Source organism: Frankia sp. CeCAU1 (genome assembly GCF_977971845.1).
In genome coordinates this window covers 1-10,256 of record NZ_CDWWXA010000108.1, presented here as the reverse complement: position 1 = coordinate 10,256, position 10,256 = coordinate 1, and the positions used below count along the sequence as shown (strand labels likewise).

Here is a 10,256-nt window from a genome sequence, read left to right as displayed (position 1 = left end):
TATCGGTGGGTGCACCGGAACGATCCGTCCTCGAACTTGTCGCCGGTACTGCGCGCGAACCGCCTCGCCAGTTCGACGTGCCCTGGCCGGAGCATGTTGACGGTGAACCGGTCGCCGCCGCCGAACGCCGGATGGCAGCGTGCCGCCCGGGCCAGGCACACCGACACCAGCGGCGGCTCCAGGGACACCGCGCAGAACGAGCTCGCGGTGAACCCGTGCGGCGTGCGGGTTTCGCTCCGGGTGGTGACGATGACGACTCCGCTGGGGAAATGGGCCAGCGCCTCCCGGAGCTGGTCGGGGTCGGGGCCGGCGCCCCGAGCCACCGTCCCTGTCGCCGTGCGGGTGAGCGCTGGCATGCCTGTGCCGCCACCCGGGACGGTCACGCCGCCTCCTCCAGGTCCGGGCGCCGCGTGATGCAGGTCAGCAGGGAACGCGCGCCGACGTTGACATGGTTGCCGTACGGCACGAAGCTCGTGAGCTGCGACACCGTCATCCAGACGAAGTCCGGCGGTACCTCGAGCGGGAAGTCCTCGTCGGCCTCGACGAGCTGGTACCGGTTCTCGGCGTGGTAGAAGCGTCCGCCCTCCTCCGAGTGCACCACGTCGACGAGGATCCGCTCGGGTGGCGCGGCGAGCACGAAGTCGAGGAACGGCGGCTGCTGGTCGCGACCGAGGCCGCGGTAGTTTTCTGGTGAGCAGTTGACGGTGGGCGACATCTCCACGACGTCGCCCGTTCCGGGCTCAGTCCGGGCGTGCACCAGCAGGTGCCGGACGCCCTTGATCCACCTGGTCACGAAGGCGATGACGCCCTGGCAGGTCGGCTGGAACATCGGCTGCGACCAGCTCATGACCTCACGGTTGCTGGCGCGGACGCTGACGCCGATGACGTTGAAGAACAGCTCCAGCTCGTGGGAGATCCGATCACTCGACCGGATCCAGTCCTTGACCTCCGACAGCCGGATGACCTGACGGTCGAGCCGATACCGCGCCTTGACCTCCGTGAACCAGCTCAGCAGCTCGTGGGTGGTGTGCAACGCCTCGCCCCCACCGGTGTCGCCGGTGAGGAATGACATGCCGGACAGCACCGTCCGGGAGTCCATGTTGACGATGTTCTCCGCGTGCACCAGCTCCCGCAGCTGGGGTACGCTCAGCCAGCAGAAGTCGTCACGGACCTCGACATCGTCGTCCACCGCGACGATCATGTTCCGGTTTCGCTTGTTGAGGAACCACGAGCCCTGCTCGGACTGCAGGGAGTCGAAGACGACCCGTCCGGCCCGCGGCGCGAGGAAGTGCTCCAGGTAGGGCACCGAGCTTCCGCCGTGCACCCGGGTGTAATTGCTGCGGGTGGCCTGGACGGTGGGTGAGATCTGCAGCCCGTTGATGTTGCCCGGCTCCATCTTCGCCTGCATCAGGCAGTGCGGCACCCCGGCGAAGCTCTTGACCAGGATTCCGAGTATGCCGATCTCTGGCTGCAGGATGATCGGCTGGCTCCAGGTCGGCACCTCGCGGTGGTCCGTGGCGACCTCTATCCCCTCGATCGAGAAGAACTTCCCCGAACGATGCGAGAGATTCCCTGAATCACTGTCGAAGCCCCATCCGTCAAGCTGGTCGAGCGCGACGACGGATATCTGGTAGGTGTTCGCTTCAGCTCTCTGCTTGAACCATTCGTGGAAATCTGACAGCTGCTGGAACACGGGTCTTTCTCCCATCGTCGACTTGATGCCTACGGATGGCAGGGCACATGTCGGGCGCTCGTCAGTCGAGGCCCAGTCTGGCCGGAGCGGCTTGAAGAGCCGCGGAGACCCGCTCAAGAACCACTAAACCCGGTGCGTCGGGTGGCTGCGTGCGCCGGTGCGCGGCGGTGGGTGATGCCGCCGCGGGGCCGTCCCGGTGGTTCCGGCGTGCTGCCCAATCAAACGTCAAGCGTTCCTCCAGCGGTGTTTCGCAGAATACGGCAGAGCGGGCCGCGCCAGGAGCGGCCGGCGCCTGTGAATCCAGCGGATGGGGTCGCCGTGTACGAGGACAACCGAGCTGTCGAGATGTATGACGTCCTTTACCGCAGCCGGAAGGACTACGCGGCGGAGGCCCGGCGGGTCGCCGAGCTGGTCCGGACCCGCACGCCCGACGCACGCAGCCTGCTCGATGTGGCCTGCGGCACCGGAAACCACCTGGAGCACTTCGCGACGCTCTTCGCCGACGTAGCGGGGACCGACCTGTCGAAGCCGATGCTCTCGGTCGCCGGCCGGCGGCTCCCCGGCCGGCCGCTGCTGCAGGCCGACATGCGTAGCCTGTGGGTTGGCCGGACCTTCGACGCGGTCGTCTGCATGTTCAGCTCCATCGGCTATCTGCGCACTTTCGAGGACCTGGCGGCCGCGCTGCGCTGCATGGCCTCGCACCTGTCGCCGGACGGCACCGTCGTCATCGAGCCGTGGTATTTTCCGGACACGTTTCTGGATGGTTATGTCGCGGCGCACGCGGTGTCCGAGGGAAACCGGGCGATAACCCGTGTCTCCCACTCGACCCGCGTGGGTGACCAGACCCGCATGGAACTGCACTACCTGCTGGCCGGCGCCGACGGTGTCAGCCATATCAAGGAGATCGACCTGCTGACCCTGTTCACCCGGGGCCAGTACGAGGAGGCGTTCGCCCAGGCGGACCTCAAGGCGGAGCTCATCGCCGTCGACGGTGGACCCGGGCTGTTCGTCGGCATTAGGGTCTGACTGATTCGACGCGGACGATAGCACTGATAGAAAGGCGAGAAGATGACGGTGTCCTCGGAGCTCCTCACCTCCGTTCCTTCGGCCGAGATCTATCACGAGATCCTGCAGTTCTACGCGGCGCAGATGAGCCTGCTGGACGGCGCCGACCCTGACCCGGACGGCTGGGTGCGCACGTTCACGGCCGACGCCGTCCTGGACTCGAACCTGCAGGACGCGCCGGATATAGGGCATGTGGCCATCCTTGGCTCGCTTCGGGATGGCGTAGCGCGTATCCATGCCGCCGGTCCGCTCGATATCCGGCACTGGCTCGGGATGCTCGACGTGCGGTGGCAGCCGGACGGCAGCGTACGCGCGCGCAGCTACGCTTTTCCGACCGTCACTCCGTATGGCGGCCCCTTGGCATTGCGCGGCCACGTGCGTTGCTTCGATCACCTCGTGCGCGGAGTGGACGGCTGGCGGGTCTGTCATCGCTATCTGGCGGCGGATAGTGAACCCCGGTGAGGTCCGCCGCCGGCCCTGGCCTGATGTCGGCGGCCGGACGGGGTCCACCTCCGGTGGGCGTCGTCCCGGAGCGGCCGTGCGCACATCCTTCCCGAGGTGCCGGGGGCGCTCCCGGCGGGTTTTCAAACGGAGCAAATCGCTCCGTCGGAGCCTATAACGGAGCGGATTACTCCGCAAGGGATAGGATGCCGACATGGCCGGGCGCCCGACGCGTGCCCCGCGGCATGCGGAGGCGGAGCGCAACGACAGGGCGCTGCTCGATGCGGCTCGCCAGGTTCTGGCGGCTGACGGAGCCCATGCGTCGGTCGCCGCGATCGCTGCCCGCGCCGGCGTCGGGATCGGCAGTCTCTACCGGCGTTACCGCACCAAGGAAGAGCTGTTCCAACGGCTGTCGATGCTGTCGCTCGAAAGCTGGAACGCGGCCGCCGAGAGCGCCCTCGCCATCGACGACCCCTGGACGGGGCTGGCGGAGTTCGTCCGTGGCCGTATCGAGTTCGGCCAGGGCTCGCTCGCGCCGATCGCCGGCACCATCGAGGTGACCGAGCAGATGCAGGCCGCGGCGGACCTCGGCGACGAGCTGCTCGGTGCGCTGGTGGAGCGTGCCCGTCAGGCCGGGGTCCTACGGGGCGACGTATCCCATTTCGACGTCTCGCTGCTGATCGAGCAGCTCGGCCGGTCGCACCTGCTGGAGCAGGTCCGCGGGCTCGCCCGTGACGATCTGTTCGCGGCGGCGGCCCAGGCCCGGGCCCGCATCATCGCGATCGCGCTGGACGGGCTGCGTGCCGAGAACGGTCCGGCCCGAGCATCGCTGCCCGGTAGCCCGCCGACCAGCCTGCTCTTCGACGAGCGCTGGGTACGCCGGCCGGCGTCCGGCGATGACGGTGACGATGCTCTCGACTGACCCACCAGCTCGTTCTCCGCATCGTCCGCCCGCGCTCGACCGAGCTTTCATCGGATCCCCAGCGAACCCTGGGCTGTCCGCGGCCGGACGTCCGGCGGCGCTGTAACCCCGCCTGTCAGCATTCCGGTCCGGGGGGAATCCGGTCCCGGTCGGATCCGCGAATTCTCCGCCTAACGCGATACCGCCGGTCACTGCCGCTGCCCGGCGCCGCCATGACCGCATCGGGAATGGAGCGATCATGTCAGACACGGAATCTGGTCACAGCCCTCAGCCGGCTTCGGCGCTCGGCCGGGGCGATGCCGCACCACCGGGCCCCGTCCGCCGCACCTGGCTGGTCACCGGGGCTTCGCGGGGACTGGGCCGCGCCACCAGCGAGGTTCTGCTGGCCGCGGGCGACCGGGTCGTCGCGACGGCCCGCGACCGTGACACGCTCAAGGAGCTGGCTGAACGGTATCCCGACCAGCTTCTCCGGTTCGCCCTGGACGTGACCGACCGGTCAATGGTGTTCGACGTCGTGGACCGAGCGGTCGCCGCTGCGGGAAGCATCGACGTACTGCTGAACAACGCTGGCTACGGGCTTTCGGGTGCAGTCGAGGAAGTCACCGAGAAGCAGGCCCGCGCACAGCTGGACGTCAACTTCTTCGGTGCATTGTGGTGCACTCAGGCGGTGCTGCCTGTTATGCGCAGGCAGGGTGGCGGCCACATTCTTCAGATGTCCAGCATCGCCGGCGTGGCGACCTATCCTAACATCGGCATGTACCACGCCAGCAAGTGGGCGCTCGAAGGCATGAGCGAGACTCTGGCACACGAGGTCGCCGATTTCGGCATCCGTGTGACGATCGTCGAGCCGGGCGAGTTCCGGACCGACTGGAGCGCCTCCAGCATGGAGCGGGCGACGCCGATGACCGAGTACGACGACGTGCTCGCCCGGCGTCGGCACGGCATGTCCGGGGTGTACGCGCACGTCCAGCCTGGTGATCCCCACAGGCTGGGCAAGGCGCTGCGGACCGTCGTCGACGCCGCGCAGCCACCGCTGCGGATCCTGCTCGGCAACAGCGCGGCCGACCTCGCGCCGCAGGTGTACCGCGAGCGGCTCGCGGAATGGGAGCGGTGGGATGCGCTGGCGCGGACGACGGATTTCGCCAGCTGACAGGCCCGGAGCGGTGAGACCGCCCCGGGCACGGTGCCGGCGGCTCCTCGCGGCCGGGGCGGCATCGCGGCGGCCGGGGAAGCGCCGCGGGGAGCCGCGGACGCTCGGCTCAGGAGCCAGACCGGGGCGGTGGCGCGTCATCGGCACTGGCGACCGCAGCCAGCACCGCCTTCTGCAGCCGGTCCCGACGCGCGGCGAGTTCCTCGTAGGCGATCCCGCCGAATGCCTGGTCCGTCTGGTCCAGCACCAGATCCAGGGTGTCCTCGTCCAGCACCGGCCGTCCCAGCGCCGCCCAGCCCTGCTGCAGGCCGCTGCCGAGTGTGCCCAGCCAGTTCCGCAGGCCCCCCGGCCCGCCGCCGAGGTGGAACGACTGGAAGGGACCAACCGTCGCCCAGCGTGGGCCGAGGGAGCCGGTCACGATGTCGTCGAGCTCGGCCACCGTCACCACCCCCTCGCGGACGAGGTGAATACTTTCCTGCAGGAGGGCTGACTGAAGCCGGTTCGCGGCGAAGGCGGCGATCGGCCGGCGCAGGACCACCGGAGTCTTCCCGACCGAGCGATAGAACTCGGCAGCCGCGCTGACCGCGTCCGGGTCCGAGGTTGTGTCTCCCACCACCTCCACCAGCGGTATCACGTGTGGTGGGTTGAACGGATGACCGACGATGAGGTGGCTCGGGTTGTCCATGCGGGCGCCCAGGTCGGCCGGCAGCATCGTCGAGGTCGACGACAGCAGCAGCGTTCCGGCCGCGGCGTGTTTCTCCAGCCGGGCGAACAGATCCTGCTTGATCTCCAGGTTCTCGGGTGTGTTCTCCTGGACGACCGCCACGTCCGCGACCGCCCGCTCCAGGTCCGGCTCGATCTCCAGCCGTCCGGCGAGGTCCGCGGGGTCCCGCGATGCGCCGGGCAGCCCCGGGGTGAACAGCCGCAGCGCATCGTGGATGACCGTCTCGATGTTGCTGCGGGTGCTGTTGACCCGCACCCGATACCCGTGGGCCAGAAACAGAGTGATCCATCCAAGCCCGATCGAGCCGGCGCCGATCACGGCGACCCGGCCCCGCTCGGCGCCCACGTCCGTGGTCATGGCTTCCTCCTTGTCGCGCTGTCTCCCAGGCACCAGAGCGGCGCCAGGCCGGAGGGCTGTCGTCGGCCCGCCGCCTTCGCACCAGTGGTCAGCCGGATGTCAGCAGCTTCGGGAACACCTGCTCGGCGAGCAGGCGCATTGTCGTGTCGGCGTCACGCACCGACAGATGTCCGGAATGGACACCCAGGCTGATGACGATGTCGTCACCGCAGCGCGCGGCGACGCGTTCAAGCTGGCCCAGCACCTCGTCCGGTGAGCCGACCAGAAGCTTGTCGTCGGCGAGCTTGTCATCGAAGGCGTCACGACCGCCGATGTTCGCGAGGCTCTCGTAGCCGGGATAGGCACTGCTCGACGTCGACTGCCAGGATCGAACCGCCGCACTGATCGCGGCGGTGTTCCGCTGTTCGTCGAGCCTCCCCTTCCGCCGCGCCTCGTCCGGTGAATCGCTCACCACGCAGGGGAAGGAAAGCTGGATCTGTGGTGCGGCACGATGGCCGGCGGCCGACCAGGTGGAGCGGAACAGCCCGATCCGCTCGCCGAGCTCCGCCACCGACATCGCGTTGGGGACGGTCTGCAGATGGTGCCCGGACCTCGCCGCCGCGGCGACGGAGTCGAGGCTGCGTGCCGAGGCGACAAAGACCGGTGGGTGCGGCTGCTGCACGGGCCGGGGCAGCAGCGTCACCGGTCCAAAGCGGTGGAACGCGCCGTTCCACTCGGCGTTCTCGGTGGTCCACAGCAACTTCACGGCCTCGACGCCCTCGGTGAACCGGGACCGGCTCTCGTCGAGGGAGATACCGAAGGCCCGGAACTCGTCTGGCAGGAACGCCCGCCCGAAGGCGGCGTCCAGGCGCCCGTGGGAGATGTTGTCGAGCATCGCGAGCTTCCCGGCGAGCTTTACCGGATGGACGAATGCCGGGATCGTCGCACTGGTTCCCAGCCGCACCCGACGGGTGCGGCCCGCCGCCGCCGCGAGAAAGGTCACCGGGTCGGGACTGTAACCGCCGTACGGAAAGAAGTAGTGCTCCACCATCTTGACGTGGTCGAAGCCGAGATCCTCGGCGAGGTCCACCAGGTGGAGGGCCTCGTCAAAGTAGTCCTGGGCACTTTTGTCTCGCGGGCCGACGGTGGGAAAGAAGACGATTCCGATCTTCACGGTCTCTCACTCTCGCCTGGCCGCGTCGTTCGTCGCCGCTCCGCTCGGTTCAGGCTGGCGCGAATCCGTCATGGGTCAGGTCGCGATGGCGCACCATCCAGCCACCGCGGGTCGGAACAAGATGGTCCGCGCAGACGACACTGGCGAACAGCTCCAGCTCGCCGCCCTTGGGCGTGCGCATCGCCAGCGCGTAGCAGCGGGTGTCGACGGTTCCGTTCGGGCCGGGACGCACCTGGAGCATGCCGATCCAGTGCCGCACCTGCAGACCGCTCGCGGCGGCCCGCTCGACGCTGGCACGTGCCGAGGCTCGGATGGCCGGCCGGCCGAGCAGCGGATCCATACGTGCGGCCTCCTGGAAGACCGCGTCCTCGGCGAAGGTGTCCGCCCAGCTGTCCGCCTGCCGCTCGTCGAGGAGGCCCATCTGGTGGGCGTAGAATTGAAGAACCTGCGTGTACAGCTCCGCCGGCGCGAACGAGGCGGTAGGCGAGGCCTGCTGGGTCATGAAGAGCCCCCTCGGGTCGAAGGTGTTCGGGACCGGTGGCCAGGTCAGGCCGGCAGGCCACCGTCGAGCAGGAATTCCCCGTATGCTCCGGCGCTCGGTTCGAGCTGCAGCGCCACGTGGCTGGCGAGACTGTGGACATCCCGCCAGAACCGCTGGAGCGCGCTGTTCATCAGCTGGCCGCGCGACCCCGCCGTGCGGAACAGGGTCTCCACCGCCCCGACCAGCCGATCCGCCGCCAGCGCGCAGTCATGCGCGTTGCGCAGCGTCTCCGCCGGGTGCACCGGGCCGCTGTCACACACCGCCGCCGCGCGCCGTAGCAGGAGTTCGGCGATGTCGATCTCCCCGGCGACCCGGGCGGCAGTCAGGTGCGCCGCCGCCCGCCGCGTCGGGGATCCGCCGGGCCACCCGCCCCCCTCAGTGATCCGCCGCGCCCACGAGCGGTGGGCACCACGCGCCGCGCCGAGTGCCGGGCTGGCGAACAGCACACCGCTGATCGCGCGGTGCGGCACCCGGTGGCAGGCCGCGGCGGACCCCACCGGTCGGCCGCGCATCAGTTCCGCGCGGTCGAATGCCCGGTGTGGGGGGACGAACACGCCGTCCAGGACGAGCGTGTTGCTGCCCGTGCCACGCATGCCGGTGCTGAACCAGGTGTCCGTGATGGTGAAGTCGGCGCGCGGCACGGCGAAGAACCACGGCTGCGGTTCCGCCTGGCCGCCGATGTCCGCCGCGACCAGGGCCCAGTCGGCGAAGTCCACCCCGCTGGTGAAGGCCCACTCGCCGCGCAGCAGCCAGCCGCGGTGGTCGAGCCGGGCCGTGCCGGCCGGCTGGAGCGCGCCCACCACGAACGCGTCCGGCCCGTCGGACCACAGCTCGGCCTGGCCCTGTTCGGGCAGGTAGGCGCCCATGCGGGCGGCACCGGCGGTCACCGCCGCGCACCACGCCGCCGCGGCGCAGCCGGCGCCGACCAGCGCGAGCGCGTCGAGGAGCTCCAGCACCGCCCCGTCGCAACCGCCCCACCGGGTCGGCACGAGATGCCGCGCGAAACCGGCGGCGACCAACGACTTCACCACGTCCGGATGCAGAACCCGGCGCTCGTCCGCCTCCTCGGCGTGGCGTGCCGCCGTCGATGCGGCTTCGACGGCGCCGGCGCGCAGGAAAGCCGCCGATGCCCCTGCCATCAGGCACCTCCTAAAGGGTCGAACCCCGACCTGCGGGCCTGCGAGAGGTCGGCCGTGACGGGCCCGCTCAGCGTCGTGCGCGCTCCGCGTACTCCTTCGCGTGCGCGAGGGTCGCCGAGCTGTTGGTGCTCAACGCGGTGCGCACGAAGTCCCGGGCGTCCGACACCGTCGCGTCTCCTCCGAGGACCGCGCCGATGCCCGCCTCGTTGATCGCGACCGTGTGCCGTGAGGTCGCCCGCACGCCATCCGCGCCGGGCTCCAGGAGCCACTGCCCCGTGTGCATCGTCATGAGGGCCGGCAGCACGGTCTGCTTGTAGACGATCTTCCGGTGGGGCAGGCACACCCGCACCGATCTGGTGGTGTGCGACGACCCGTCCTTCGAGCGGGTGTCCATCTCCAGAACCTGGATGCCGGCGACGTCCTCCGTCAGCGTGACCCGCGCGACATGCGGCAGGCGGCCCTCCCACAGCTGCGCCTCGTTGAGGAAGTCGTAGACGTCCGCGGCGGCCCCGTTGATCTGCACCGTGTCGTCGATGTCGAGGAGCAGATCGGAGCGGGCCGCGGCCAGCTCCGCGTTCTGCTTCAGCGCCGCCAGCTCCGACCGGCTGTTGCGGTCAACCGCCTGCTCGATCCACTCCAGGGCCGCCGGATCGTCGTTGACGGCCCGGTAGTCGTGCAGGAGACGGACCCGTGACCGGTCCAACGCCAGCGGCTCGATCATCCAGGCGCCGCCCATCGACGCTACCGGCGGCGCGGACACCTCCTGGCGGAACTCCACCCGCAGCCCGATCGGATCCAGCGAGCGCCGTGACGTCCACGTCTTGACCTCGTCGTTCGCGAGGGCCCAGAGCTGGATGCGCTCGGTCCCCCGACCCGTCTCCCGCTGCTCGACGTGCACGGTGGGCGGGAACATCAGCGGCCACCGCGTGACGTCCGCGATGAATCCGTAGATCGTCGTGGCCTCGGCGTCGATCTCCACCTCGTGCTCGACCTCGCGAGCGGCGGTGTTCGTTGTCTGTCCCACTTCTCTCCCTCTCCGGGCCGCGCCGGAACCGGCCGGCGAGCCGGCCC

11 protein-coding genes are annotated in these 10,256 nt (G+C 69.6%); 4 read left to right on the top strand and 7 right to left on the bottom strand.

The genetic code is table 11. The annotated features are described in order from the left end of the window. The coding region (locus AC08OO_RS17260; RefSeq protein ID WP_476618762.1) for a flavin reductase family protein at window positions 1–383 on the bottom strand (383 nt) is incomplete at its 3' end. After that, window positions 380–1,693, bottom strand: a complete 1,314-nt coding sequence (locus tag AC08OO_RS17255; RefSeq protein WP_476610691.1) for an NDP-hexose 2,3-dehydratase family protein — start codon at window positions 1,691–1,693, stop codon at window positions 380–382. The genes AC08OO_RS17260 and AC08OO_RS17255, both read right to left, overlap by 4 nt. Before the next feature lie 294 nt (window positions 1,694–1,987). Between AC08OO_RS17255 and AC08OO_RS17250 the strand changes: the two genes are divergently transcribed. The 4 genes from AC08OO_RS17250 to AC08OO_RS17235 all read left to right on the top strand — a co-directional run bounded on the left by AC08OO_RS17250 (window position 1,988) and on the right by AC08OO_RS17235 (window position 5,271). Then, window positions 1,988–2,719 carry a class I SAM-dependent DNA methyltransferase gene (locus tag AC08OO_RS17250; protein WP_011438498.1) on the top strand — a complete coding sequence of 244 codons (732 nt, stop codon included), beginning with the start codon at window positions 1,988–1,990 and terminating at the stop codon, window positions 2,717–2,719. Between the two features lie 48 nt (window positions 2,720–2,767). Beyond that, a complete protein-coding gene (locus tag AC08OO_RS17245; RefSeq protein WP_051569490.1) occupies window positions 2,768–3,220 on the top strand; it encodes a nuclear transport factor 2 family protein in 453 nt (150 codons plus the stop codon). Window positions 3,221–3,413: 193 nt separating this feature from the next. Then, window positions 3,414–4,121 carry a TetR/AcrR family transcriptional regulator gene (locus tag AC08OO_RS17240; protein ID WP_011438500.1) on the top strand — a complete coding sequence of 236 codons (708 nt, stop codon included), beginning with the start codon at window positions 3,414–3,416 and terminating at the stop codon, window positions 4,119–4,121. A gap of 238 nt (window positions 4,122–4,359) precedes the next feature. Further along, window positions 4,360–5,271 carry an SDR family oxidoreductase gene (locus tag AC08OO_RS17235; protein WP_011438501.1) on the top strand — a complete coding sequence of 304 codons (912 nt, stop codon included), beginning with the start codon at window positions 4,360–4,362 and terminating at the stop codon, window positions 5,269–5,271. A 109-nt stretch (window positions 5,272–5,380) separates the two neighbouring features. Here the strand turns inward: AC08OO_RS17235 and AC08OO_RS17230 are convergent, their stop codons facing one another. From AC08OO_RS17230 to AC08OO_RS17210, 5 genes are all read right to left on the bottom strand, one after another. Then, window positions 5,381–6,352 carry a 3-hydroxyacyl-CoA dehydrogenase NAD-binding domain-containing protein gene (locus AC08OO_RS17230; protein ID WP_011438502.1) on the bottom strand — a complete coding sequence of 324 codons (972 nt, stop codon included), beginning with the start codon at window positions 6,350–6,352 and terminating at the stop codon, window positions 5,381–5,383. A gap of 88 nt (window positions 6,353–6,440) precedes the next feature. Then, window positions 6,441–7,505 carry an LLM class flavin-dependent oxidoreductase gene (locus AC08OO_RS17225; protein WP_011438503.1) on the bottom strand — a complete coding sequence of 355 codons (1,065 nt, stop codon included), beginning with the start codon at window positions 7,503–7,505 and terminating at the stop codon, window positions 6,441–6,443. Window positions 7,506–7,554: 49 nt separating this feature from the next. Next, the gene (locus AC08OO_RS17220; protein ID WP_011438504.1) at window positions 7,555–8,007 is read right to left on the bottom strand and encodes a nuclear transport factor 2 family protein; all 453 of its coding nucleotides are present in this window, start codon (window positions 8,005–8,007) and stop codon (window positions 7,555–7,557) included. Window positions 8,008–8,051: 44 nt separating this feature from the next. Then, on the bottom strand, window positions 8,052–9,185 hold the full coding sequence (locus AC08OO_RS17215; RefSeq protein WP_011438505.1) for an acyl-CoA dehydrogenase family protein: 1,134 nt from the start codon (window positions 9,183–9,185) through the stop codon (window positions 8,052–8,054). A 67-nt stretch (window positions 9,186–9,252) separates the two neighbouring features. After that, window positions 9,253–10,256, bottom strand: a 1,004-nt coding sequence (locus AC08OO_RS17210; RefSeq protein WP_476618761.1) for an aromatase/cyclase, incomplete at its 5' end; no start/stop codon positions are given.

Excerpts from the sequence above, each read along its gene's own strand:
- AC08OO_RS17240 (WP_011438500.1), top strand. The coding sequence starts at position 3,414 with ATGGCCGGGCGCCCGACGCGTGCCCCGCGGCATGCGGAGGCGGAGCGC.
- AC08OO_RS17220 (WP_011438504.1), bottom strand. The coding sequence starts at position 8,007 with ATGACCCAGCAGGCCTCGCCTACCGCCTCGTTCGCGCCGGCGGAGCTG.
- AC08OO_RS17230 (WP_011438502.1), bottom strand. The coding sequence starts at position 6,352 with ATGACCACGGACGTGGGCGCCGAGCGGGGCCGGGTCGCCGTGATCGGC.
- AC08OO_RS17235 (WP_011438501.1), top strand. The coding sequence starts at position 4,360 with ATGTCAGACACGGAATCTGGTCACAGCCCTCAGCCGGCTTCGGCGCTC.
- AC08OO_RS17215 (WP_011438505.1), bottom strand. The coding sequence starts at position 9,185 with ATGGCAGGGGCATCGGCGGCTTTCCTGCGCGCCGGCGCCGTCGAAGCC.